At 73.4% G+C, this 24,896-nt stretch carries 23 protein-coding genes; 7 read left to right on the top strand and 16 right to left on the bottom strand.

Translation table 11 applies throughout. From position 1 onward, the window contains the following. Positions 1–15: 15 nt before the first annotated feature. Positions 16–957 (bottom strand): heme o synthase, encoded by a 942-nt coding sequence (locus FB457_RS15570; RefSeq protein WP_047015117.1) that lies wholly within the window; start codon positions 955–957, stop codon positions 16–18. A 253-nt stretch (positions 958–1,210) separates the two neighbouring features. On the opposite strand from FB457_RS15570, the gene tkt reads away from it, so the two are divergent. The 5 genes from tkt to pgl are packed head-to-tail and all read left to right on the top strand — an operon-like array spanning position 1,211 to position 7,842. After that, positions 1,211–3,310 (top strand): transketolase, encoded by a 2,100-nt coding sequence (gene tkt, locus FB457_RS15565; RefSeq protein ID WP_047015118.1) that lies wholly within the window; start codon positions 1,211–1,213, stop codon positions 3,308–3,310. A 38-nt stretch (positions 3,311–3,348) separates the two neighbouring features. Continuing rightward, positions 3,349–4,467, top strand: a complete 1,119-nt coding sequence (tal, locus tag FB457_RS15560; RefSeq protein WP_047015119.1) for a transaldolase — start codon at positions 3,349–3,351, stop codon at positions 4,465–4,467. Between the two features lie 6 nt (positions 4,468–4,473). Further along, positions 4,474–6,003, top strand: a complete 1,530-nt coding sequence (gene zwf / locus FB457_RS15555; RefSeq protein WP_047015120.1) for a glucose-6-phosphate dehydrogenase — start codon at positions 4,474–4,476, stop codon at positions 6,001–6,003. Continuing rightward, a complete protein-coding gene (opcA, locus tag FB457_RS15550; RefSeq protein ID WP_047015121.1) occupies positions 6,000–7,049 on the top strand; it encodes a glucose-6-phosphate dehydrogenase assembly protein OpcA in 1,050 nt (349 codons plus the stop codon). The genes zwf and opcA overlap by 4 nt, the downstream gene beginning before the upstream one ends. Positions 7,050–7,059: 10 nt before the next feature. After that, on the top strand, positions 7,060–7,842 hold the full coding sequence (gene pgl, locus FB457_RS15545; protein ID WP_047015122.1) for a 6-phosphogluconolactonase: 783 nt from the start codon (positions 7,060–7,062) through the stop codon (positions 7,840–7,842). A 53-nt stretch (positions 7,843–7,895) separates the two neighbouring features. On the opposite strand, the gene FB457_RS36155 is transcribed toward pgl, so the two are convergent. Together FB457_RS36155 and FB457_RS15540 are read right to left on the bottom strand one after the other, a co-directional pair. Continuing rightward, positions 7,896–8,177, bottom strand: a complete 282-nt coding sequence (locus FB457_RS36155) for a hypothetical protein (protein WP_486589037.1) — start codon at positions 8,175–8,177, stop codon at positions 7,896–7,898. After that, positions 8,125–8,883: an acetate and sugar kinases/Hsc70/actin family protein gene (locus tag FB457_RS15540; RefSeq protein WP_486589036.1), complete on the bottom strand. Its 759-nt coding sequence runs from the start codon at positions 8,881–8,883 to the stop codon at positions 8,125–8,127. Before FB457_RS15540 ends, FB457_RS36155 begins: the two co-directional genes overlap by 53 nt. 110 nt (positions 8,884–8,993) lie before the next feature. Between FB457_RS15540 and FB457_RS15535 the strand changes: the two genes are divergently transcribed. Then, positions 8,994–9,755, top strand: a complete 762-nt coding sequence (locus tag FB457_RS15535; RefSeq protein WP_047015124.1) for a sugar isomerase domain-containing protein — start codon at positions 8,994–8,996, stop codon at positions 9,753–9,755. Here FB457_RS15535 and FB457_RS15530 read toward each other — a convergent pair. From FB457_RS15530 to uvrC, 13 genes are all read right to left on the bottom strand, one after another. Continuing rightward, on the bottom strand, positions 9,725–10,789 hold the full coding sequence (locus tag FB457_RS15530; RefSeq protein ID WP_145782213.1) for a PP2C family protein-serine/threonine phosphatase: 1,065 nt from the start codon (positions 10,787–10,789) through the stop codon (positions 9,725–9,727). The genes FB457_RS15535 and FB457_RS15530 overlap by 31 nt on opposite strands. A gap of 60 nt (positions 10,790–10,849) precedes the next feature. Continuing rightward, positions 10,850–12,502 (bottom strand): glucose-6-phosphate isomerase, encoded by a 1,653-nt coding sequence (gene pgi, locus FB457_RS15525; RefSeq protein WP_047019806.1) that lies wholly within the window; start codon positions 12,500–12,502, stop codon positions 10,850–10,852. A gap of 10 nt (positions 12,503–12,512) precedes the next feature. Continuing rightward, entirely contained in the window at positions 12,513–13,739 is a 1,227-nt protein-coding gene (locus FB457_RS15520; RefSeq protein ID WP_047015126.1) for an MFS transporter, read from the bottom strand. 223 nt (positions 13,740–13,962) lie between these two features. Beyond that, positions 13,963–14,298 carry an RNA polymerase-binding protein RbpA gene (locus tag FB457_RS15515; RefSeq protein WP_078560063.1) on the bottom strand — a complete coding sequence of 112 codons (336 nt, stop codon included), beginning with the start codon at positions 14,296–14,298 and terminating at the stop codon, positions 13,963–13,965. Positions 14,299–14,390: 92 nt separating this feature from the next. Continuing rightward, positions 14,391–14,627 (bottom strand): preprotein translocase subunit SecG, encoded by a 237-nt coding sequence (gene secG / locus FB457_RS15510; RefSeq protein ID WP_078898170.1) that lies wholly within the window; start codon positions 14,625–14,627, stop codon positions 14,391–14,393. A 145-nt stretch (positions 14,628–14,772) separates the two neighbouring features. After that, positions 14,773–15,558 (bottom strand): triose-phosphate isomerase, encoded by a 786-nt coding sequence (tpiA, locus tag FB457_RS15505; RefSeq protein WP_145782212.1) that lies wholly within the window; start codon positions 15,556–15,558, stop codon positions 14,773–14,775. 9 nt (positions 15,559–15,567) lie between these two features. Continuing rightward, positions 15,568–16,788, bottom strand: coding sequence for a phosphoglycerate kinase (locus tag FB457_RS15500; protein WP_047015128.1), 1,221 nt, complete (start codon positions 16,786–16,788; stop codon positions 15,568–15,570). 168 nt (positions 16,789–16,956) lie between these two features. Further along, entirely contained in the window at positions 16,957–17,961 is a 1,005-nt protein-coding gene (gene gap / locus FB457_RS15495; RefSeq protein ID WP_047015129.1) for a type I glyceraldehyde-3-phosphate dehydrogenase, read from the bottom strand. 230 nt (positions 17,962–18,191) lie between these two features. Beyond that, the gene (locus tag FB457_RS15490) at positions 18,192–18,566 is read right to left on the bottom strand and encodes a pyridoxal-phosphate dependent enzyme (protein WP_052770235.1); all 375 of its coding nucleotides are present in this window, start codon (positions 18,564–18,566) and stop codon (positions 18,192–18,194) included. A 133-nt stretch (positions 18,567–18,699) separates the two neighbouring features. After that, a complete protein-coding gene (whiA, locus tag FB457_RS15485; protein ID WP_047015130.1) occupies positions 18,700–19,677 on the bottom strand; it encodes a DNA-binding protein WhiA in 978 nt (325 codons plus the stop codon). After that, complete coding sequence (locus tag FB457_RS15480; protein WP_145782211.1) at positions 19,668–20,702, bottom strand: uridine diphosphate-N-acetylglucosamine-binding protein YvcK; 1,035 nt, start codon at positions 20,700–20,702, stop codon at positions 19,668–19,670. The genes whiA and FB457_RS15480 overlap by 10 nt, the downstream gene beginning before the upstream one ends. After that, positions 20,699–21,655 (bottom strand): RNase adapter RapZ, encoded by a 957-nt coding sequence (gene rapZ / locus FB457_RS15475; RefSeq protein ID WP_047015132.1) that lies wholly within the window; start codon positions 21,653–21,655, stop codon positions 20,699–20,701. The genes FB457_RS15480 and rapZ overlap by 4 nt, the downstream gene beginning before the upstream one ends. A gap of 18 nt (positions 21,656–21,673) precedes the next feature. Further along, the gene (uvrC, locus tag FB457_RS15470; protein ID WP_145782210.1) at positions 21,674–23,707 is read right to left on the bottom strand and encodes an excinuclease ABC subunit UvrC; all 2,034 of its coding nucleotides are present in this window, start codon (positions 23,705–23,707) and stop codon (positions 21,674–21,676) included. A gap of 153 nt (positions 23,708–23,860) precedes the next feature. Here uvrC and FB457_RS15465 point away from each other — a divergent pair, with 153 nt between their 5' ends. After that, positions 23,861–24,805 carry a carbohydrate kinase family protein gene (locus tag FB457_RS15465; protein WP_047015134.1) on the top strand — a complete coding sequence of 315 codons (945 nt, stop codon included), beginning with the start codon at positions 23,861–23,863 and terminating at the stop codon, positions 24,803–24,805. Positions 24,806–24,896: the final 91 nt, after the last annotated feature.

Here is a 24,896-nt window from a genome sequence, read left to right as displayed (position 1 = left end):
CGGCGCAGGAAGGACTCAGCGCAGGAAGGGGTCCACGGCCACCGCGATGAACAGCAGCGACACATAGGTGATCGACCAGTGGAAGAGCCGCATCTCCTTGAGCTTCGCGCCCACGACCCCGCTCTTCGCCCGCCGCAGCAGCCCGTGCGCCTCGCGCAGCCACACCGCGCCGAGCACCGCGGCCACCACCGGGTAGAACCAGCCGGTGTAGCCCAGCGGCCACAGCAGCAGGGAGACGGCGACCATCACCCAGCTATAGGCGACGATCTGCCGCGCCACGACCTTGTTCGACGCCACCACCGGCAGCATCGGCACCTTGACGCGCGCGTAGTCGTCCTTGACCTTCATCGACAGTGGCCAGTAGTGCGGCGGCGTCCAGAAGAACATCACCAGGAAGAGGATCAGCGACGCCCAGGAGACGGAGTTCGTCACCGCGGACCAGCCGATGGCGACCGGCATGCAGCCGGCGATGCCGCCCCAGACGATGTTCTGCGAGGTGCGCCGCTTCAGCAGCATCGTGTAGACGAGGACGTAGAAGAGGTTCGCGCCGAGCGCGAGCGCCGCCGACAGCGGGTTGACGAGTGTGGCGAACCACACGGTCGAGACCACCGTCAGGGCCAGGCCGAAGGCCAGCCCCTCCGCGGGCCGGACCATCCCGGTCACCAGCGGCCGCTGCTCGGTGCGGTGCATCAGCGCGTCGATGTCCCGGTCCAGGTACATGTTCAGCGCGTTGGCACCGCCGGCGGACAGATAGCCGCCGATACAGGTGGCGAGCACCAGCCACAGGTCGGGCACGCCCTCGGCGGCCAGGAACATCACCGGAACGGTGGTGATGAGCAGCAGCTCGATGATGCGCGGCTTGGTCAGCGCCACGAACGCCTTCACCCGGGCACCGGTCGGCCGGTGCGCAGTGCCCTGCCCGAGTACCCCTGCGGGTCGGGATTCGACGGCCGTCACGGACACCTCTGCTCGGGGTCAAGGGATTCTGTACGTCGTCACTGTAGACGCTGCGTATCGGCCCCCCGCGCGGGGGGTGCCCCGTGTTGGGGCCGCGCGCACCGGCCCCGGGGGCGGTGCGCGCGGGCGCCGTCCGGCAGGCGCGACCGGCCCGGCAACGGCACTCTGGATTTCAGCGGGATAGGCTCGAAGGCGCCCGGTGCTTTCCGGTCGCCGGAGTTCCCGACCGTGGAGAGAGGAGCCCTGAACAAGGGTGAGCACGCAGCCGACCACCGACTTCGAGTGGAACGAACTGGACGACCGCGCGGTGGACACCGCTCGCGTTCTGGCAATGGACGCCGTACAGAAGGTCGGCAACGGCCACCCCGGCACGGCGATGAGCCTGGCCCCCGCCGCGTACACGCTCTTCCAGAAGGTGATGCGGCACGACCCCGCCGACCCGCAGTGGACCGGCCGGGACCGCTTCGTCCTCTCCGCCGGCCACTCCAGCCTGACCCTCTACACCCAGCTCTACCTGGGCGGGTTCGGCCTTGAGCTGGCCGACCTGGAGGCGTTCCGCACCTGGGGCTCCAAGACCCCCGGGCACCCCGAGTACGGGCACACCGCCGGCGTCGAGACGACGACCGGGCCGCTCGGCCAGGGCGTCGCCAACGCCGTCGGCATGGCGATGTCCGCGCGCTACGAGCGCGGCCTCTTCGACCCCGACGCCCCCGCCGGCACCTCCCCGTTCGACCACCACATCTGGGTGATCGCGGGCGACGGCTGCCTCCAGGAGGGCATCTCGCACGAGGCGTCCTCGCTGGCCGGCCACCAGAAGCTGGGCAACCTCATACTGCTCTGGGACGACAACCACATCTCCATCGAGGGCGACACCGCCGCCGCCGTCTCCGAGGACACCGTCGCGCGGTACGAGGCGTACGGCTGGCACGTCCAGCGCGTCGCGCAGAAGCCGAACGGCGACCTCGACCCCCAGGCGCTGTACCGGGCGTTCCAGGAGGCCAGGGCGGTCACCGACCGGCCGTCGTTCATCGCCGCCCGCTCGATCATCGCCTGGCCGGCGCCGAACGCGCAGAACACCGAGGCCGCGCACGGCTCGGCGCTGGGCGCGGAGGAGGTCGCCGCGACCAAGCGGGTCCTCGGCTTCGACCCCGAACGGCACTTCGAGGTCGACGGTGACGTGCTCGCGCACGCCCGCGCGCTGGGCGCGCGCGGCGCGGAGGCGCACGCCAAGTGGGACAAGCAGTTCACCGCCTGGCGGGAGGCCCACCCCGAGCGCGCCGCGGAGTTCGACCGGATCCGCGCGGGCGAACTGCCCGCGGGCTGGGCGGACAAGCTGCCGACATTCCCCGCCGGCAAGGCCGTCGCCACCCGCAAGGCGTCGGGCGAGGTGCTGAAGGCGCTCGGCCCGGTGGTGCCGGAACTCTGGGGCGGCTCGGCCGACCTCGCCGGCTCCAACAACACCACCATCCCCGGCTCGACCTCGTTCCTGCCCGCGGACAACCCGCTGACCGACGCCGACCCGTACGGCAGGACCGTCCACAACGGGATCCGCGAGCACGCCATGGCCGCCGCCATGAACGGCATCACGCTGCACGGCAACACCCGTGTCTACGGCGGCACCTTCCTGGTCTTCTCCGACTACATGCGCAACGCGGTGCGGCTGTCGGCGCTCATGCACCTGCCGGTGACGTACGTGTGGACGCACGACTCCGTCGGCCTCGGCGAGGACGGCCCGACCCACCAGCCGGTCGAGCACCTGACGAGCCTCCGCGCCATCCCCGGGCTGAACGTGGTCCGCCCGGCGGACGCCAACGAGACGGTCATCGCCTGGCGCGAGATACTGCGCCGCTACACCAAGGAGTACGGCGTCGGCGCCCCGCACGGCCTGGCACTGACCCGGCAGGGCGTGCCGACGTACGAGGCCAACGACGACACCGCCCGCGGCGGCTACGTGATGTTCGAGGCCGAGGGCCCCGGCGGCGAGGACACCGAGCCGCAGGTCATCCTCATCGGCACCGGCTCCGAGGTGCAGCTCGCGGTCGCCGCCCGCGAGCTGCTGCAGGCCGAGGGCGTGCCGGTGCGGGTGGTCTCGATGCCGTCCGTGGAGTGGTTCGACGAGCAGCCGCAGGAGTACCGCGACGCGGTGCTGCCGCCCGCGGTGAAGGCCCGGGTGGCGGTCGAGGCGGGCGTCGGGATGACGTGGCGGCGCTTCGTCGGGGACGCCGGACGCGTCGTCTCCCTGGAGCACTTCGGCGCCTCCGCCGACTACAAGGTCCTGTTCCGCGAGTACGGGCTCACCGCCGACGCCGTCGCCGACGCCGCCCGGGAATCCCTGCGGGCCGGAAGTCGCTGACGGTTACAGACGACACGATGTCAGGAGATGCAATACCGATGACCGACGCACTCGAGCGCCTCTCCGGTGAAGGCGTCGCGATCTGGCTCGACGACCTGTCCCGCAAGCGCATCACGTCCGGCAACCTCGCCGAACTGATCGACGAGAGCCACGTCGTGGGCGTGACCACCAATCCCACGATCTTCCAGAAGGCCATCTCGGCGGGCGACGGCTACGACGGCCAGCTCACGGACCTCGCCACCCGCGGTGTCACCGTCGAGGAGGCCGTCCGCATGATCACGACGGCCGACGTACGCGACGCGGCCGACGTGCTCCGCCCGGTGTTCGACGCCACCGAGGGCCAGGACGGCCGGGTCTCCATCGAGGTCGACCCGCGGCTCGCCCACCACACGGCCGCCACCGTCGCCGAGGCCAAGCAGCTTGCCTGGCTGGTGGACCGGCCCAACACGTTCGTGAAGATCCCCGCCACCCGCGCCGGGCTGCCCGCCATCACGGAGGTGCTCGGCAAGGGCATCAGCGTCAACGTCACGCTGATCTTCTCCCTGGAGCGCTACCGCGAGGTGATGGACGCGTTCCTCGCCGGCCTGGAGCAGGCGAAGGCCGCGGGCCTGGACCTGGCGGAGATCCGCTCGGTCGCCTCGTTCTTCGTCTCCCGCGTGGACACCGAGGTCGACAAGCGGCTCGACGCCCTGGGCACCGACGAGGCGAAGGCGCTGCGCGGCAAGGCCGCCGTCGCCAACGCCCGGCTCGCCTACGAGGCGTACGAGGAGGTCTTCTCCTCGGACCGCTGGCTCGCGCTGGAGAAGGCCGGCGCCCACAAGCAGCGCCCCCTGTGGGCGTCGACGGGCGTGAAGGACAAGGCGTACAAGGACACGCTCTACGTGGACGACCTGGTCGCCCCCGGGACGGTCAACACGATGCCGGAGTCCACGCTGCACGCCGTCGCCGACCACGGCGGAATCGAGGGCGATGCGGTGCGCGGCACGTACGCCGGGGCCCGTGCCGACCTCGACGCCCTGGAGAAGGTGGGCATCTCGTACGACGAGGTGGTCGGCCTGCTGGAGGACGAGGGCGTGGAGAAGTTCGCGAAGTCCTGGACCGACCTGCTCGACTCCACGCGGCAGGAGCTGGAGCGCCGTGTACCGAAGGGGGCGTAGTCGACGGTGACCGGCTCTGAGTCCAACCCGCTGCGGGACCCGCAGGACCGGCGGCTGCCGCGGATCGCGGGCCCCTCGGGCCTGGTGATCTTCGGCGTCACCGGCGACCTGTCGCGCAAGAAGCTGATGCCCGCCGTGTACGACCTGGCGAACCGGGGGCTGCTTCCGCCCGGCTTCTCCCTGGTCGGCTTCGCCCGCCGCGACTGGGAGGACGAGGACTTCGCGCAGGTCGTCCACGACTCGGTCAAGGAGCACGCGCGCACGCCGTTCCGCGAGGAGGTGTGGCAGCAGCTCTCCGAGGGCTTCCGGTTCGTCCAGGGCGACTTCGACGACGACGAGGCGTTCGAGCGGCTGCGCACCACCGTCGAGGACCTGGACAAGGCACGCGGCACGGGCGGTAACTTCGCCTTCTACCTCTCGGTGCCGCCGAAGTTCTTCCCGCTGGTCGTCCAGCAGCTCAAGGAGCACCACCTGGCCGACCCGGCCGGCGACTCCTGGCGGCGTGCCGTCATCGAGAAGCCCTTCGGGCACGACCTGAAGAGCGCGGAGGAGCTCAACCGGATCGTCCACGAGGTCTTCGAGCCCGACCAGGTCTTCCGCATCGACCACTACCTCGGCAAGGAGACCGTCCAGAACATCCTGGCGCTGCGCTTCGCCAACACGATGTTCGAGCCGATCTGGAACCGGTCGTACGTGGACCACGTGCAGATCACCATGGCCGAGGACATCGGCATCGGCGGCCGCGCCGGGTACTACGACGGCATCGGCGCCGCCCGTGACGTCATCCAGAACCACCTGCTGCAACTGCTGGCACTCACCGCGATGGAGGAGCCGACCGCCTTCGACGCGCAGGCGCTGGTGGCGGAGAAGACCAAGGCGCTGGAGTCGGTGCGGCTGCCGGAGGACCTGGGCCGGCACACCGTACGGGCGCAGTACACGGCCGGCTGGCAGGGCGGCGAGAAGGTCCGCGGCTACCTGGAGGAAGAGGGCATCGACCCGCACTCCGGGACCGACACCTACGCCGCGATCAAGCTGGAGATCGACAACCGCCGCTGGGCGGGCGTGCCGTTCTACCTGCGTGCCGGCAAGCGGCTCGGCCGCCGGGTGACGGAGATCGCCGTCGTCTTCCAGCGGGCGCCGCACCTGCCGTTCGACACCACCGACACGATGGAGCTGGGCCAGAACGCCCTGGTGATCCGCGTCCAGCCGGACGAGGGCATCACCGTGCGGTTCGGCTCCAAGGTGCCGGGCACGTCGATGGAGGTGCGGGACGTGACGATGGACTTCGCCTACGGCGAGTCCTTCACCGAGTCCAGCCCCGAGGCGTACGAGCGGCTGCTGCTGGACGTGCTCCTCGGCGACGCGAACCTCTTCCCGCGGCCCCAGGAGGTCGAGCTGTCCTGGAAGATCCTCGACCCGATCGAGGAGCACTGGGCCAGGCACGGCAAGCCCGCGTCGTACACCGCGGGCACCTGGGGGCCGAAGGCGGCGGACGAGATGCTGGCACGAGACGGACGGAGCTGGCGGCGGCCATGAACATCGACCTCACCGAGACCACCTCGGCCCAGATCAACGCCGCGCTCGTGGGCGCCCGGCGGGCCACCGGCACGCCGGCGGTCGGAATGGTGCTCACGCTGGTGATCGTCACCGACGAGGGCAACCACTACGACGCGCTCAAGGCCGCCAGCCAGGCGTCCAAGGAGCACCCGTCGCGGATCCTGGTCGTCATCAAACGGCCGGGACGCTCCCCGCGCGAGCGCGCGCTGGCGCGGCTGGACGCGGAGGTGCGCGTCGGCAACGAGACGGACACCGGCGAGACGGTGCTGCTCCGGCTCCACGGCGAACTGGCGGGGCACCCGGAGAGCGTCGTGCTGCCGCTGCTGCTGCCGGACGCGCCGGTGGTCGTCTGGTGGCCGGAGGACGCGCCGGAGAACCCGGCGGAGGACCTGCTCGGCCGGCTCGCCACCCGCCGCATCACGGACGCGGCGGCCTGCGAGGACCCGGTCGGCGCGCTGCGGCAGCGGGCCACGGCGTACGCGCCCGGGGACACCGACCTGGCGTGGACGCGGATCACGCCGTGGCGCAGCATGCTCGCGGCGGCGCTCGACCAGCGGCACGCGGCCATCGAGTCGGCGGTGGTGGAGGGCGAGGAGTACAACCCCTCCTCGGAGCTGCTCGCGCTGTGGCTGGCCGAACGGCTGCGGGTGCCGGTGGAGCGCACCGGCTCGCCGGGCCCGGGGCTGACCGCGGTGCGGCTGCTGACGACGGACGGGGTGATCTGCCTCGACCGGCCGAACGGCGCGCTGGCGGAGCTGGCGGTGCCGGGGCAGCCGGAGCGGCACGTGGCGCTCAAGCGGCGCACGACGGCGGAGCTGATCGCGGAGGAGCTGCGGCGTCTCGACCCCGACGAGGCGTACGCGCAGGCGGTGGCGTACGGCGTGGAGCGGCTGGCGCCCGCGGGGGCCGTGGAGGCGGACGTAGCGGAGGCGGAAGCCGGGGCCGGGGCCGCGAAGAAGGCGGCGCCGAAGAAGCAGCCGGCGAAGAAGGCCGCGGTGAAGTCCTCCTCGGCGAAGTCGTCGTGAACGGGGCGCCGTGAGCACGCCGCAGATCGTCGTCCACCGCGACAAGGAGCTGATGGCCGAGGCGGCCGCCGCCCGGCTGATCACGAAGGTCGTGGACGCGCAGTCCGCCCGGGGCGCGGCGTCGGTCGTGCTCACGGGCGGTCGCAACGGCAACGGCCTGCTGACGGCGCTCGCCGCCGCCCCGGCCCGGGACGCGGTCGACTGGTCGCGGCTGGACCTGTGGTGGGGCGACGAGCGCTTCCTGCCCGCGGGCCACCCCGACCGCAATGCGACCCAGGCCGGGGAGGCACTGCTGGACGCGGTGCCGCTCGACCCCGCGCGGGTGCACGAGATGCCGGCGGCGCAGGCGGCGTTCGGCGCCGACGCGGACGCGGCGGCGGCGGCGTACGCGCGCGAACTGGCCGCCGCGGCCCGGCCGGAGGACCACGGGCCGGTCCCGGCGTTCGACGTGCTGCTGCTGGGCGTGGGCCCGGACACGCACGTCGCGTCGCTCTTCCCCGAGCTGCCGGGGGTACGGGAGACGGAGCGCACGGTCGTCGGCGTCCACGGGGCGCCGAAGCCGCCGCCGACGCGGATCTCGCTGACGCTGCCGGCGATCAGGGCGGCGCGGGAGGTGTGGCTGCTGGCGGCGGGCGAGGACAAGGCGCGGGCGGCGGCGATGGCGCTGTCGGGCGCGGGCGAGATCCAGACGCCGGCGGCGGGCGCCCGCGGCCGGACCCGCACTCTCTGGCTCCTGGACCGCCCCGCCGCGGCCCTGCTCCCCCCGGCCCTGTACCCGCCGGCGTCGCCGTAGCGCGCGGACGCCGCGGGAGGACGGGCAGCGGTACGCGCGGGTGAGGGCTCGCGTCAGAGCATCGTCCGGGCCAGCGCCACCGCGCCCGCCAGGCCGTCCGGAACCGGGGCCGGGGTCACGTCGTACGGGCGCATGCGTGCCGTGAAGCGGGGCAGGAGGGGGCCCGCGGGGGCGAGGAGCGCGCCGGTGGTGACCAGGGGCTCGCCGGGCGCGGGGGCGAGCACCGCGACCGTCTCCGCGAGGTGGTCCGCGGCCTCGTCGAGGATCGCCCCGGCCACCGCGTCACCGGCCGCCGCGGCCCGTACGACCACCGGGCACAGCCGCGCGATCTCCACCGGCGCCCCCCGCGAACCCGGCATCCACCAGCGCGATCCGTACCACCGGGCCGGCCGCCGCCCGCCCAGGAGCCTCCGCGCCTGCTCCCCGCTCCCCCGGCTCTCCGCCGCCCGTCGCCGCCGTCAGCAGCCCCGCCAGCGAAGTCGCCGGGCCCCTGCCGTCCAGGGACCGCAGCGCCGCTCGCAGCGCCTGCCGGGCGATCCAGAAGCCGCTGCCCTCGTCGCCCAGGAGCCAGCCGTGGCCGTCGATCGTCGCCGTCTGCCGCCGGCCCGTGATCCGGGCCGCGCACGCACCCGTGCCGGCGATGGCCACGACCCCCTCCGAAGGCGCGTCCGGGCCCGCCGCAAAGGCGATCTCCGTGTCGCCGCGGATCTGCAGCGGCACCGGCCGGACCCCGCCCCGGCGCAGCGCCGTGCGCAGGGCCGCGTGCGCCACCCGCGTGCCCGCGTCGTCCGGGTTGCGGGGCTCCGCACCGGCGACGCCCGCGACCACCGCCGCGATAGGTCCCGTGCCCGGCGCCTCCGCCGCCTCCGCCAGCGGCGCCACGCACGCCGCCAGCCGGGACGCCAGCACCTCCGGCGGCACCGAGCGCGGGTTTCCCGCCCCGGCCGACGCCGTCCGCAGCACTCCGCCGCCCGCCGAGCGCGCGAGCGCCGCGCGGATCCTCGTCCCGCCCACGTCGATGCCGATGACCAGCTTCTCCACTGCCCGCTCCCGGTGGTCGGCCCCGCACCGCACCCTTGACGCGCCGCGCGCGACTGCCTGAGATTGACCCCGCGTACGGCCTGTTGTCCAGACCACTCCCGGGAGCACCGATGACCCTCAAGCCGATCAGCGCAGCCGCCTTCACCGCCGCCGCCCTGACCTCACTCCGGCGGGTCGCCGAGGGGCAGCGCGCCGAGGTCGGCGCCGCCGCGACGGTGTTCGCGGACGCGCTGGGCGGCGACGGCGTGATCCAGGCGTTCGGCACCGGGCACTCCGAGTCGCTGGCGACCGAGATCGCCGGCCGCGCCGGCGGCTTCGTACCGACGAACAAGATCGCCCTGCGGGATCTCGTGATCTACGGCGGCGAGCCCCCGGCGCTGCTCTCCGACGCCAAGCTGGAGCGCGACCCCGCCACCGCCCGCCGGCTATACGAGCTGGCCGCACCGCACCCCGCCGACGCCTTCGTCATCGCCTCGAACTCCGGCATCAACGGCTGCGTCGTGGAGATGGCCGCCGTCGTGAAGGAGCAGGGGCACCCGCTCATCGCCGTCACCTCGCTCTCCCACGGCGCCCGCGCCGAGTCCCGCCACCCCTCGGGCAAGCGGCTGACCGACCACGCCGACGTGGTGCTCGACAACGGCGCCCCCTTCGGCGACTCCGTCCTCACCCTGCCCGGCGGCGGCACGGCCTGCGCGGTGTCGTCGATCACCGGCGCCCTGCTCGTGCAGCAGGTCGTGGCCGAGGCGGTCCGGCTGCTGCTGGAGCGCGGCGTGACGCCGCCGGTGTACCTGTCGGCGAACATCCCCGAGGGCGACGCGCACAACGCCGCCCTGGAGGCCCGCTACGCGGGCCGGATCCGCCGCGGGGCGTAGCGCAGCAGCACCAGCGCCGAGTCGTCGTGCAGGTCGGGCGCCCAGTCCTCGAGGTCGTGCCGCAGCGCGGCCAGCACGTCGGCCGGCGGGCGCTCGCGCGGCGCGCGGGCGTAGCGCTCCGCCAGCGGGAAGAACTCGCCCGCCGCGCTGCGCGCCTCCAGCACGCCGTCGGTGGCCAGCAGCAGCTCGGCGCCCTCGGCGAGCGCCATGGTGGTCTCCTCCACGTCCTGGAGGGACCGCGCCAGACCGAGACCCAGCGGCGGGCCGCCGTGCAGGTCGGCCTCGCGGACGCGGCCCGCTGCGCTGCGCAGCAGCGGCGGGGGGTGGCCGTGGTTACGGGCCCGGCACAGGCCCTCCGCGGAGATCGTCAGCAGCAGCACGGTGGCGAAGTCCTCGGGGCCGCCGTCGCGCGCGAGGCTGCGGTCCATGCGGGCGGCGATCCGGTTCAGCTCCGGCTCCTCGTGCGCGGCCTCGCGGAAGGCGGCGATCACCATGCCGGTGGTGCGGACGACGCCGAGGCCGTGGCCGCGCACGTCGCCGATGACGACGCGCACGCCCCAGCGGGTGCAGAGAACCTTGTAGAAGTCGCCCCCGATCATCGCCTCGTCCGCGGCGGACTGGTACGAGTGCGCCACGTCCAGTGGCCCGGCCCGGGCGGGCGGCGCGGGCAGCAGGGCCTGCTGGACGACGTTGGCGACCCGGGTGACGCTGCCGAGCTGCCTCTCGCGTACCAGGCGCTCCCGGTGCACGAGCAGCCCGATCCCGATCGCACCGAGGATCCCGAGGACGCGGGCGGCGAAGTCCAGGTCGAACGCGTGAAAGTTCCACCAGCTCAGCAAGCCGCCCATGACCATCGCGACCGCGCCGGAGACGAAGATCGCCCGGCGCGTGCCGTTGACCGCGACGAGCGCCGGTACGACCGCGAACAGAGCGGCCAGCGAGCTGCCGCGTGATGTCGAGAGGTCGACGGCGGTCACGGCGATCAGGAAGAGCCCTCCGGCCCAGTAGGCGTAGTGACCGCGAAGCGCCCGCATTCCCTCAGCCTGCCGTGCGAACCCCCGGCACGCGAGCCGAGCGCCGCCGAACGCCGCAGGTCAGCGCCCCCTCAGCGCCCGGTAGGCATCGACCAGCGCGAGGGTCGAGCCGTCCAGACCGTCGACCTCCGTGCCGTCCGTGAGCACCGGCTCCAGCCGCTTGGCCAGCACCTTGCCCAGCTCGACGCCCCACTGGTCGAAGGAGTCGATGTCCCACACCGCGCCCTGCACGAAGACCTTGTGCTCGTAGAGCGCGACGAGCTGCCCCAGCACCGAGGGCGTGAGGCCGTCGGCGAGGATCGTCGTCGTCGGGTGGTTGCCCGGGAACGTCCGGTGCGGCACCTGCGCCTCGGGGACGCCCTCGGCCGCCACCTCCGCCGCCGTCTTGCCGAAGGCGAGCGCCTGTCCCTGGGCGAAGAGGTTGGCCATCAGCAGGTCGTGCTGCCCGGTCAGCTCGCCCAGCCCGGGGACCGGCCGGGCGAAGCCGATCAGGTCGGCGGGGATCATCTTGGTGCCCTGGTGGAGCAGTTGGTAGTACGCGTGCTGGCCGTTGGTGCCGGGCGTGCCCCAGACCACGGGCCCGGTCTGCCAGCCGACGCGCTCGCCGCGGCGGTCGGTGGCCTTGCCGTTGGACTCCATGTCGAGCTGCTGGAGGTAGGCGGTGAACTTCGACAGGTAGTGGCTGTACGGGAGCACGGCGTGCGACTGCGCGTCGAAGAAGTCGCCGTACCAGATGCCGAGGAGGCCCATCAGCAGCGGCGCGTTCTCCTCCGGCGGCGCGGTGCGGAAGTGCTCGTCGACGAGCCGGAAGCCGGCCAGCATCTCGCGGAAGGCGACCGGGCCGATGGCCACCATGAGGGACAGGCCGATGGCCGAGTCGTACGAGTAGCGCCCGCCGACCCAGTCCCAGAACTCGAACATGTTGTCCGTGTCGATGCCGAACTCGGCGACCTTCGCCGCATTGGTCGACAGGGCGACGAAGTGCTTGGCGACCGCCTCGTCGCCGGCGCCGAGGCCCGCCAGCAGCCAGCGCTTCGCGGCGGTGGCGTTGGTGATCGTCTCGATGGTGGTGAAGGTCTTGGAGGCGATGACGAACAGCGTGGTCTCGGGGTCGAGGTCCCGCACGGCCTCGTGCAGGTCGGCGCCGTCGACGTTGGAGACGAAGCGGACGGTCAGATCCCGCTGGGTGTACGCGCGCAGCGCCTCGTACGCCATGGCCGGGCCCAGGTCGGAGCCGCCGATCCCGACGTTGACGACGGCGCGCACCGGCTTGCCGGTGTGGCCGCGCCAGTCGCCCGAGCGGACCCGGTCGGCGAAGGTGGTCATCCGGGTCAGCACGTGGTGCACGCCGGGCACCACGTCCACCCCGTCCACCTCGACGGTCTCGGCGCTGGGCGCGCGCAGCGCGGTGTGCAGCACGGCGCGGTCCTCGGTGATGTTGATCTTCTCGCCGCGGAACATGGCGTCGCGCAGCTCGGCGACACCGGTCGCGGCGGCCAGTTCGCGCAGCAGGCGCAGGGTCTCGTCGGTGACGAGGTGCTTGGAGTAGTCCAGATAGAGGTCGCCGACGCGGAGCGTGTACCGGCGGCCGCGCTCGGGGTCGGCGGCGAACAGCTCGCGCAGGTGCGTGGCGCCGAACTCCTCGCGGTGCTTGGCGAGTGCGTGCCACTCGGGGGTCTGGTCGAGCCTGGTGCGTGACGTGGTGTCGGCCATGCCGTCCAACCTAATTGATCCCGGAGCGCGCCGCCGGTCCGAGCGCGGCCACCCCGAGGCCGGTGAGGACGGCGGCGGCCAGCGCCGGGGTGTTCTCCCCGAGGGAGCCGGCGAGCACCCCGCCGAGCACGGCACCGAGCGGCACCACGGAGATCGACAGGGTACGGAACGCGGCGCTGGTCCGGCCGATGGCCCCGGCGGGGCTGCGCCGCTGCAGGACGGTGATCTCGGTGGCGGTCCAGAGCATCCCGGCGAAGCCGAGGACGGCGAGCGCGGCGCCGGCCGCGGGCAGGCTGCGTACGGTGCCGAAGGCGGTCAGGCACGCCGCCTGGGCGAGGCCCGCCCAGACCAGGGTGCGCGGGGCGCCGAGGGCGGCGGCGATCCGGCCCGCGGCCATGCCGCCGCTGACGCTGCCGATGCCGTACGCGGTGAGCGCGAGGGCGTAGCCGGTGGTGCCCGCGCCGAGCCAGCCGGTCAGGTGCAGCACGAGGGTGGCGACGAGGGCGCCGAAGCCCGTGTTGGCGACGACGGTGGCCGCGCAGACGCCCCGGAGCACCGGTTCCGTCCACAGGGCGCGCAGCCCGTCGGCGACGTCCCGGCGCAGCGGCGTCGGGGGCCGCTCGGCGGCGGGCCGCCGACGCCGCGGCAGGCCGGCGACCAGGGCGGCGGCCAGCAGGTACGAGACGGCGTCCACGGCGTACGGCACGGCCGCCCCGGCGCCGACGAGCACGGGCACCAGCGGCGTACCGGCGAAGCGGTGCACGGCCTCCTGACCGGCCAGCAGCCGCCCGTTCGCGGTGCCGAGGGCCGCGGCGGGCACGACGGCGGGCAGCAGGGCGGTGGCGGCGTTGTCGAAGACCGTCTGGAGCGCGGTGAGCGCGAAGGCGAGGACGAGGAGCAGGGCGATCCCGGCCCGCTCCTGCCACACCGCGAGCGCGAACGCGGCCATGAGGAGTCCGCGCAGCACGTCCGTGATCCACATCGCGCGCCGCTGGTCGACCCGGTCCGCGAGGGCGCCGCCGATCAGCCCGAAGAGCAGCCAGGGCAGGAAGCCGCAGGCGGTGACGAGCGCGACGAGCAGGGCGGAGTCGGTCAGCTCGACGGCGAGCAGCGGCAGCGCGGCGCCCCGCAGGGCGTCGCCGAAGCGGGAGACGGCGGCGGCGGCCCACAGCCGTCCGAAGCCGCCGCGCCAGGCAGGTGCGGCGGTCTGCCGCGGGTGGGTGGTCCCGGATCGCATGCCGGGACCGTAGGTACGCGGGTGCCCGGGGCACCTCGGGCGGTTGCCCTATCCGCCGCCTCAGATCGGGCGGCCGGTCCTGCGGCGTGACGGCCCGGCGCGCGCGACGGCGCGCTGCCGGTGGAGCCGGTACTGCCGCCGGTGCCGGGGAAGAAGGAGGGGGCCGCCGGCGCGGCTCGGGCGGCTCGGCAGGGCCGGGGACCGCCCGCAAGCACGGCCGGGGTCAGATCTCGCCGCGGAGCTTGGCGAGGGCCTCGGCGAGGATGGCCTCGCCGTCGGCGTCGCTGCGCCGCTCGCGCACGTACGCGAGGTGCGTCTTGTACGGCTCGGTGCGCGGCGGGTCCGGCGGGTTGTCCCGGTCCTGGCCCGCCGGGAAACCACAGCGCGGGCAGTCCCAACTGTCCGGGATCTGCGCGTCGGTGGCGAAGCTGGGTCGGGTCTCGTGCCCGTTGGAGCACCAGAAGGAGACGCGCAGGCGCGGCGCTGACTCGCCTCGCTCCGCCTCCCCCATCGGCCCGGCGCCGACCCGGCTTCCACGGATCGCGTTGCCACTTGCCACGGTCGTAACTCCCTGCGTGAAATGCGGCGAGGCATCGTCGGCGACCCCGCCGCGGGCGCCCTAGTCTACGTACCGCCGGTCGCCGTGGTGGCTCAGCTGTCGAACTTCATCAGCAGGCCCAGCACGACGATGATGGCGAACCAGATCAGGCCGACGACCACGGTGATCCGGTCCAGGTTGCGCTCGGCGACGGAGGAGCCGCCGACGGAGGACTGCATGCCGCCGCCGAACATGTCGGACAGGCCGCCGCCCTTGCCCTTGTGCATGAGGACGAGCATCATCAGCAGCCCGCTGAAGATGATCAGGGCGATGGAGAACCCTACGGTCACGGCTTTTCCAACTCTCTCGGTGACGGACGGACACGGAACGCGGCCGGTGCGGTCATCCTGCGTGACCGGCCCCCGACAGCCTACGACGAACAGGCGGCCCGGGCCTACTCCCCGGTCGGCGGGAAGGGGCCCGGGACCGCGGACCTCACTCGTCCCGGAAGCGGACGATCTTGACGAACTCGTCGGCGTCCAGCGAAGCGCCGCCGATCAGCGCGCCGTCCACGTCGGGCTGCGCCATGATCGCCGCGACGTTGCCGCTCTTGACGGAGCCGCCGTACTGGATGCGCACCGCGGCCGCCACCTCCTCGCTGTACAGCTCCGCCAGCCGCTGCCGGATCGCGCCGCAGACCTCCTGCGCGTCGTCAGGCGTGGCGACCTCGCCGGTGCCGATGGCCCACACCGGCTCGTACGCGACGACGATGCTCTCCGCGTCCGCCGCGTTGACGTCCTTCAGCGCCCCGTCGAGCTGCGCCAGGGTGTACGCGACCTGCTCGCCGGCCTTGCGCACCTCCAGGCCCTCGCCGATGCAGAGGATCGGCGTGATGCCGTACTTGAACGCGGCCTTGACCTTCGCGTTGACGAGCGCGTCGTCCTCGCCGTGGTACTGCCTCCGCTCGGAGTGGCCGACGACGACGTACGTGCAGTGGAGCTTGGCCAGCATCGGGCCCGAGACGTCGCCCGTGTACGCGCCGGCGTCGTGCGGCGAGATGTCCTGGGCGCCGTACTTGATCTTGAGCTTGTCGCCGTCCACGAGCGTCTGCACCGAGCGCAGATCGGTGTACGGCGGCAGGACGGCGACCTCGACGGCCTCGTAGTCCTTGTCGTGGAGCGCGAAGGCGAGCTTCTGGACGTGCGCGATGCCCTCAAGGTGGTTGAGGTTCATCTTCCAGTTGCCCGCCATGAACGGGATACGGGTCGGCTTGTCGTTCATCGTTACGGGTCAGTCCTCCAGTGCGGCGAGGCCGGGGAGCGTCTTGCCCTCGAGGTATTCGAGGCTGGCGCCGCCACCGGTCGAGATGTGGCCGAACGCATTCTCGTCGAAGCCCAGGATGCGGACGGCGGCGGCGCTGTCGCCGCCGCCGACGACGGTGAACGCGGAGCTGTCCACCAGGGCCTGCGCGACCGCGCGGGTGCCCTCGGCGTAGTCGGGGTGCTCGAACACGCCCATCGGCCCGTTCCAGAAGACCGTGGCGGCGTCGGCGATCTTCGAGGCGAAGAGCCGGCCGGACGCCGGGCCGATGTCGAGGCCCATCACGTCGGCGGGGACGGCGTCCGCCGGCACGGTCACGGGCTCGGTCGGCGCCTGCGCCTTGACGTCCGGGAACTCCCGGGCGGCGACCACGTCGACGGGGAGCACGAACTCCACGCCGAGCTTCTCGGCCCGCGCCAGGTACTCGCGGACCGCGGGCACCTGCTCCTCCTGGAGCAGGCTGGAGCCGACCTCGTACCCCTTGGCCTTGAGGAAGGTGTACGCCATGCCGCCGCCGATGAGGATGCGGTCGGCCTTCTCCAGCAGGTGGTCGATGACCCCGAGCTTGTCGGAGACCTTGGCGCCGCCGAGCACGACCGCGTACGGCCGCGCGACGTCCTCGGTGAGCTTGCGCAGGACGCCCACCTCGGCGGCGATCAGGTAGCCGACGTAGTGCGGCAGCCGGGCGGGCAGGTCGTACACCGAGGCGTGCCTGCGGTGGACGGCGCCGAAGCCGTCGCCCACGTACACGTCGGCCAGTTGGGCCAGCTCGTCCGCGAACGCGCCGCGCCCGGCGTCGTCCTTCGCGGTCTCGCCGGGGTTGAACCGCAGGTTTTCGAGCAGCGTGACCTCGCCGTCGCCGAGCCCGGCGACGGTGGCCTTCGCGCTCTCGCCCACGGTGTCCGTGGCGAACTCCGTCTTCTTCGCGGAGTCCCCGAGCAGTTCGCCCAGCCGGCGCGCCACCGGCGCGAGCGAGAACGCCGGGTCCGGCGCGCCCTTGGGGCGGCCGAGGTGGGAGGCGACGACCACCCGGGCGCCGGCCTCGGCCAGCTTGGCGATCGTCGGGACGACGGCGCGGATGCGGCCGTCGTCGGTGATGGTGGTGCCGTCCAGCGGCACGTTGAGGTCCGCGCGGACGAAGACCCGCTTGCCGGCGATGCCTTCGCCGAGGAGGTCGTCGAGCGTCTTCATGGAGACTCCTGCATCACTGCTGACACCGCCCGCGCACCGCCGCGGAGCGGCGCGCGCGACGGCCTGGTCGTCGGAACGAGCGGGGCCCGCCGCCGTGCGGCGGCCGGGCCCCGGCCGGGATGAGCCGCCCGGGGAGCCGCGGCCCCCCGGCCGGGCGGCCGCGCCGCCTCAGAGGCGCTCGCCGACGAAGGTGGTGATGTCGACCAGACGGTTGGAGTAGCCCCACTCGTTGTCGTACCAGCCGACGATCTTGACCTGCTTGCCCTGCGCCATGGTCAGCAGGGAGTCGAAGGTGCAGGACGGCGCGGTGTTGACGATGTCCGAGGAGACGATCGGGTCCTCGGTGTACTCCAGGATGCCCTTGAGCTGGCCCTCGGCGGCCTTCTGGTACGCGGCGTTGACCTCGTCCTTGGTGACCTCGCGGCCCAGCTCGACCACCAGGTCGGTGACGGATCCGGTGGGCACCGGCACGCGCATGGCGATGCCGTCCAGCTTGCCCTTGAGCTGCGGCAGGACGAGCGCGGTGGCCTTCGCGGCGCCGGTGGTGGTCGGGATGATGTTCTCGGCGGCGGCGCGGGCGCGGCGCAGGTCCTTGTGCGGGAAGTCCAGGATGCGCTGGTCGTTGGTGTAGGCGTGGACGGTGGTCATCATGCCCTGCACGATGCCGAAGTTCTCGTCCAGCACCTTCGCCATCGGCGCGACGCAGTTCGTCGTACACGAGGCGTTGGAGATGATGTGGTGGGCGGCCGGGTCGTAGGAGTCCTCGTTGACCCCCATCACGATGGTGATGTCCTCGCCCTTGGCGGGCGCGGAGATGATGACCTTCTTCGCCCCGGCGTCCAGGTGCTTCTTGGCGTCCTCGGACTTGGTGAAGATGCCGGTGGACTCGATCACCACGTCCACGCCCAGGTCGCCCCAGGGCAGGTTCGCCGGGTCGCGCTCGGCGAGCATCTTGATGGGGCGGCCGTCGACGGTGATGGCGTCGGCGCTGTGGCTCACCTCGGCCTTGAGCTTGCCGAGCAGGGTGTCGTACTTCAGCAGGTGTGCGATGGTCGCGGCGTCACCCAGGTCGTTGAACGCCACGACCTCGATGTCCGCACCCTGCTCCAGGATGGCGCGGAAGTAGTTGCGGCCGATGCGGCCGAAGCCGTTGATGCCTACGCGGATCGTCACGAACCGATCTCCTCGTTGGTACGCCGGTCCTTCATCGACCGGTGCTCTGACTGGGAATCCCCGACCACTGCCGACCCTACCGCTTCCGCACCCCCGTGGCGGCCCGGACCCCGCCGGTTCCGCGGACGGCGGCCCGTACCCCCCGGTAGGGCTACGGGCCGCCGCCGCAATCCGGCGTCGTGGCCGGTCAGCGGGCCTGTGTCAGCGCCTCAGATGGGACCGTGCGCGGCTCAGAAGAGCGGCCCGTGCCGCCTTGTCTCCGAGGTGCTCGACCCCGAAGCCGACCCGGGTCGACTGCCCGGCCCTGCGGGGCCGGTTGCGGTGGGGTCCCCGCCGACACGGACGCCGACGACGGGCACGTCGCGGTCTGCGGTGGCGAGGCCGGTGAGGATCGCGGCGAGGGTGAGGCCGGAGCCGACCGGGGCGACGATACGGTCGAAACCGGTCGCCGGGAGCGCCGCGGCCCGCTCGGCGACCTGAGCCACATAGGTGGGGTGGTCCCTGCCGAACGGCACGCACGCCCAGCCGCGTTCGGCCCGCCGGTCGGCGTCGGTGCGGTAGCGGGCGCGGATGACCGAGAGCCGGCCGGGGCGGTGACGTAGCAATGTGGCGCCGGTCGCGGCGGCGAGGAGGGTTTCGGGAGTGTCGGCGCCGTGCCCGGTGTGCAGCCTGGCGGGATGCCGGGGGCGTTTGCGACGAGGGCGGGGCGAGGGCGGCGCCGGGTGGGGCGGGCGGGTGTCAGCCCACCATTTCCTCCGTGAGGTTCGCCTCCGTGCCCGGGATGCCCAGGTCGCCCGCCCGCTTGTCGGCCATGGCGAGCAGCCGTCGGATGCGCCCCGCGACCGCGTCCTTCGTCAGCGGCGGGTCGGCGAGCGCGCCCAGTTCCTCCAGCGACGCCTGCTTGTGCTCCATGCGCAGCCGGCCGGCCGCCGCCAGGTGCTCCGGCACCTCGTCGCCGAGGATCTCCAGCGCCCGCTGCACCCGCGCGCCGGCCGCGACCGCCGCGCGGGCGGAGCGGCGCAGGTTGGCGTCGTCGAAGTTGGCCAGCCGGTTGGCGGTGGCGCGCACCTCGCGGCGCATCCGGCGCTCCTCCCAGGCCAGCACCGACTCGTGCGCGCCGAGCCGGGTGAGCAGGGCACCGATGGCGTCCCCGTCCCGTACGACCACGCGGTCCACGCCGCGCACCTCGCGGGCCTTGGCCGGGATGCTGAGCCGGCGGGCGGCGCCGACCAGGGCGAGGGCCGCCTCCGGGCCCGGGCAGGTGACCTCGAGCGAGGAGGAGCGGCCGGGCTCGGTGAGCGAGCCGTGGGCGAGGAAGGCGCCGCGCCAGGCGGCCTCGGCGTCGCAGGTGGCGCCGGAGACGACCTGCGGGGGCAGCCCGCGGATGGGCCGGCCGCGGCCGTCGACCAGGCCCGTCTGCCGGGCCAGTTGCTCACCGCCGGCGACCACGCGGACCACGTACCGGCTGCTGCGGCGCAGCCCGCCCGGAGCCATGACGATCATCTCGGACCCGTGCCCGAAGATCTCCAGGATGTCCTTCTTCAGCCGCCGTGCGGCGACCCCGGTGTCCAGCTCGGCCTCGATCACGATGCGGCCGCTGACGAGGTGGAGCCCGCCGGCGAACCGGAGCGTGGCCGAGACCTCCGCCTTGCGGCAGCACGTCCGGGTCACGGGGAGCCGCGAGATCTCGTCCTTCACCGCTGCCGTCATCGCCATGGCCCGATCCTTCCATGCATCCGAAAAATACGGTCGTACGCGGCGGCCAGCAGCTCCGGATCGTGCCGGGGAGTCCCGTCGGTCCGCGCCACCGGCGCCAGCTCGACCGAGCCCTCAAGCTCTTTCGCAGCCTCGCGCAACCCGTCGCGCTCTGCCGCACCGGGCACTGCATCCTTGTCGGCCAGCACCACGTCGAGGGCGAGTTTAGGGGCGTGTCGTCGCAAAACCTCCAAATGACGCTGCGGGGAAAATCCGTCCGTTTCCCCCGGCTGCGGGGCGAGGTTCAGGGAGAGGACCTTGCGGGCCTTGGTCTCCACCAGGGCCTGGCGCAGGTCGGGCACGAGCAGGTGCGGGATGACGGAGGAGAACCACGACCCCGGCCCGAGCACCACCCAGTCCGCCTCGCGGACGGCCTCGACGGCGGCCGGGACGGCCGGCGGGTCGGCGGGCACCAGGTAGACCTGCTGCACCTCGCCGGGGGTGAGGGCCACCGTGGCCTGGCCGGCCACGGTGGTGACCTGCTCGGGACGCTCCGGCGCGTGGCCGCGCACGTCGGCGCGGAGCTCCAGGGGCACCGCGGACATGGGCAGCACGCGGCCGTGCGCGCCCAGGAGCGTACCGACCAGGTCGAGGGCCGCGACATGGTCGCCGAGCTGCTCCCAGAGCGCGACGATCAGCAGATTGCCGACGGCGTGGTCGTGCAGCTCGCCCTGGCTGGTGAAGCGGTGCTGGATGACGCGGGACCAGGTCTGGCCCCAGTCGTCGTCGCCGCAGAGCGCCGCCAGCGCCTTGCGCAGGTCGCCCGGCGGCAGCACGCCCAGCTCGGCGCGGAGCCGCCCGGACGAGCCGCCGTCGTCGGCGACGGTGACGACGGCGGTGAGATCGCCGGTGATCCGGCGCAGCGCGGCGAGGGAGGCGGACAGGCCCATCCCCCCGCCGAGCGCGACCACCTTCGGCTGCGAACCGGGGCTGCGGGCGCCCCGGCGGCGCAGCCGGAGGTTCCGGCCGCCGGCGATCCGCCTCACTCGCGCCCCATGTCCCGGTGGACGACGACGGTCTCGATGCCGTCCGAGGCGAGCCGGCGGGCCAGCCGCTCGGACATCGCCACGGAGCGGTGCTTGCCGCCGGTGCAGCCGACGGCGATGGTCACGTACCGCTTGCCCTCGCGCCGGTAACCCTCGGTGACCAGGTGCATCAGCTCCGCGTAGCCGTTGAGGAACTCCTTGGCGCCGGGCTGGTTGAAGACGTACTGCGCGACGTCCTCGTTCAGCCCGGTGAACTGGCGCAGCTCGGGGACCCAGTGCGGGTTCGGCAGGAAGCGGCAGTCCACCACCAGGTCGGCGTCCACCGGCAGGCCGTACTTGTAGCCGAAGGACATCACCGTGGCGCGCAGCTCGGGCTCCTCGCCGCCGGCGAACTGGGCGTCCATCTTCGCGCGCAGCTCGTGCACGTTCAGGCTGGAGGTGTCGATCACCAGGTCGGCGTCGCCGCGCAGCTCGCGCAGCAGGTCCCGCTCGGCGGCGATGCCGTCGAGGATCGTCCCGTCGCCCTGCAGCGGATGCGGGCGGCGCACGGACTCGAAGCGGGCCACCAGCGAGTTGTCCGACGCCTCCAGGAAGACGATGCGCCGGGGCACCCCCTTCTCCTTCAGGTCGGCCAGGGACTCCTTCAGGTTGTCGAAGAAGCGCCGGCCGCGGACGTCCACGACGACCGCGATCCGCGCCACGTTCCCCTGCGAGCGGGCGCCCAGCTCCACCATGGTGGGGATGAGCGCGGGCGGCAGGTTGTCCACCACGAACCAGCCGAGGTCCTCCAGGCACTTCGCGGCCGTGCTCCGGCCGGCACCCGACATCCCGGAGATGATCACCAGCTCGGGGATGCCCGCCTGCGCGGAGTCACCCGTCTCGCCCGGCACGGCGGCCTGGTCACCCGTGGTCACGGTGGTCTCGTCGGTCTCGTCTGTCCCGTTGTCGTTCATCGCTCTGTCCCCCGGTCCTCACTCGTCCATGATCTCTCCGGTGGCGGTGTTCACCGCCGGCGCGGCAGGTGCCGCCTGCGCAAGGGTCGCGGCGATGTTTTCGGCCGTCTTGCGGCCGATGCCGGGAACCTCACAGATCTGATCAATAGTCGCAGCTCTGAGCCGTTTCACCGAACCGAAGTGCCGCAGCAGCGCCCGGCGGCGGCTCTCCCCCAGGCCCGGCACGTCGTCCAGCGGTCCGGCCTTCATGCTCTTGGCCCGTTTCTTGCGCTGGTAGGCGATCGCGAAGCGGTGGGCCTCGTCCCGTACGCGCTGAAGCATGTACAGGCCCTCGCTGCTGCGCGGCAGGATGACGGGGTCGTCGCTGTCCGGCAGCCAGACCTCTTCGAGGCGCTTGGCCAGGCCGACCACGGCCACGTCGTCCACGCCCAGCTCGCCCAGGGCCCTCTTGGCGGCGGCGACCTGCGGCTGACCGCCGTCGACGACCACGAGCTGGGGCGGGTACGCGAACTTCCTGGGCCGCCCGGTGTCGGGATCCCGCCCGGCGGGCCCCTCCGCCGCCGCGTCGGCGCCGGCAGTGGCGCCGGCGGCGCCGGCACGGCCGCGCTCGGCCGCCGCCTCGGCCTCCGGGTCGCCCCACTCCCCCGTCTTCTGCTTCTCCTGCACGTACCGCCGGAACCTGCGGGTGATCACCTCGTGCATCGCCCGGACGTCGTCCTGGCCGGTGAAGCCCTTGATCTCGAAGCGGCGGTACTCGCTCTTGCGGGCGAGGCCGTCCTCGAAGACGACCATAGAGCCCACGACGTCGTCGCCCTGCAGATGCGAGATGTCGTAGCACTCGATGCGCAGCGGCGCGGAGTCCAGCTCCAGCGCCTCGGCGATCTCCTCCAGCGCCCGGGAGCGGGTGGTCAGATCGGAGGCGCGCTTGGTCTTGTGCAGAGCGAGGGCCTGCTGCGCGTTCCGCGCGACCGTGGCGAGCAGGTCCTTCTTGTCGCCGCGCTGCGGCACCCGCAGGTCCACCCGGGCCCCGCGGCGCTCGGCCAGCCACTCCCGCACGGGCCCCGCGGGCCGCGGCAGCGCCGGGACCAGCACCTCGCGCGGGATGGCCTCGGCCTGCTCGTCCCCGTAGAGCTGCTGGAGGGCGTGCTCCACGAGGCCGGCGGTGTCGACGGCCTCCACCCGGTCGGTGACCCAGCCGCGCTGGCCGCGCACCCGGCCGCCGCGGACGTGGAAGATCTGCACCGCCGCCTCCAGCTCGTCCTCGGCGAGGGCGATCAGGTCGGCGTCGGTGGCGTCGGCGAGGACGACCGCGTTCTTCTCCATGGCGCTCCGCAGCGCCCCTATGTCGTCGCGCAGCCGCGCCGCCTTCTCGTACTCCATCTCCTCGGCGGCCTCGTGCATCTGCCGCTCCAGCCGCTTCAGATACGCGCCCGTGCGGCCCGCCATGAAGTCGCAGAACTCCTCGGCCAGCTCGCGGTGCTCGGCGGCCGTGACCCGGCCGACGCAGGGCGCGGAGCACTTGCCGATGTACCCCAGCAGACAGGGCCGGCCGATCTGCGCGCTGCGCTTGAACACCCCGGCGGAGCAGGTACGCACGGGGAAGGCGCGCAGCATCAGATCGACGGTCTCGCGGATGGCCCACGCGTGCGCGTACGGCCCGAAGTAGCGCACGCCCTTGCGCTTGGGGCCGCGCATGACCTGCACCCGCGGATACTCCTCGCTGAGCGTCACGGCGAGGGACGGATAGCTCTTGTCGTCCCGGTACTTGACGTTGAACCGGGGGTCGTACTGCTTGATCCAGGTGTACTCGAGCTGGAGGGCCTCGACCTCCGTGGCCACCACGGTCCACTCCACGGAGGCGGCGGTCGTGACCATCGTGCGCGTGCGCTGGTGCAGCCCGGCGAGGTCCTGGAAGTACGACGAGAGCCGCTGCCGCAGACTCTTGGCCTTGCCGACGTAGATGACCCGGCCGTGCTCGTCCCGGAACCTGTAGACCCCCGGGGAGTCGGGAATCTGCCCGGGCTTGGGACGGTAACTGGACGGATCGGCCATGGTTCCCACCCTACTGTCGACCACTGACGCAGAGCCGTCCGTCCACACCCGTGTACCGAGCCCGCGACAGTCCGGTGACCGTATGGTCGCCGGGGCGTGCCCGTGTTGCCTCCCGGGGACCTGTGGGCGGCGGCCGGACCGTACGCTGAGCGCATGATCGTGGTTGGTGGTGAGGCTCTGATCGATCTCGTGCCGGCCGGGGGCGGGGGTGTGCTTCCCGCGCTGCAGCCGGTGCGGGGCGGCGGGCCGTACAACACGGCGGTGGCGCTGGGGCGGCTCGGGGCGGACGTCGCGTTCGCCTCGCGGGTCTCCACGGACGCCTTCGGGGCGGCGCTGATGGCCGGGCTCGACGCGGCGGGGGTGGCGACCGGGCTCGTCCAGCGGGGCCCGGAGCCCACGACGCTGGCCGTCGCCGACGTCAGCCCGGACGGCTCCGCCGGATTCCGCTTCTACGCCGAGGGCACCGCCGACCGGCTGTTCCGGGCGCCGGACGCGCTGCCTCCGGAGACCCGGGCGCTGGCGGTGGGGACGTGCTCGCTGGTGCTGGAGCCGGGGGCGACCGCGTACGAGACGCTGCTGAAGCGGGCCGCCGCGGACGGGCTGTTCACCCTCCTCGACCCGAACGTCAGGGCCGGGCTCATCGAGGACGCGGACGCCTACCGCGCCCGCTTCCTGGCCTGGCTGCCGCACGTGGCGCTGCTGAAGCTGTCGGTGGAGGACGCGCAGTGGCTCGCCGGCGGGCGGCCGTGGGCCGAGGCGCTGCCCGGGTGGCTGGCGGCCGGGCCGCGGGCGGCGGTGCTGACCCGCGGCGGCGAAGGGCTGACGGCGGTCGTCGCGCAGGGCCTGGAACGGTACGACGTGGCCGCGCCGCCCGTCGAGGTGGTCGACACGATCGGCGCCGGCGACACCGTCAACGCGGCGCTGCTGCACTGGTTCGCCGCCCACGACGCCCTCACCCCCGGCGCCCTGGCCGGCCTCGGCCCCGACGGCTGGCGCGCCGCGCTCGGCCACGCCGCCCGCGCCGCGGCGATCACCTGCTCGCGCGCGGGCGCGGAGCCGCCGTACGCGGCGGAGCTGGACGGGTTCGCGGACGGCTGAACCGCGGCGGTGCGGGCGCGGGGGGCCCCGGGGCCCCCCCCCCCCCCCCCCCCCGCGCCGCGGGCGGCGCCCCCCCCCCCCCGCGGGGGGC

This window comes from Streptomyces sp. CNZ287, from assembly GCF_007827615.1.
The sequence above is the reverse complement of the archived record's forward strand: the minus strand, read 5'-3'. Positions and strand labels throughout refer to the sequence as shown.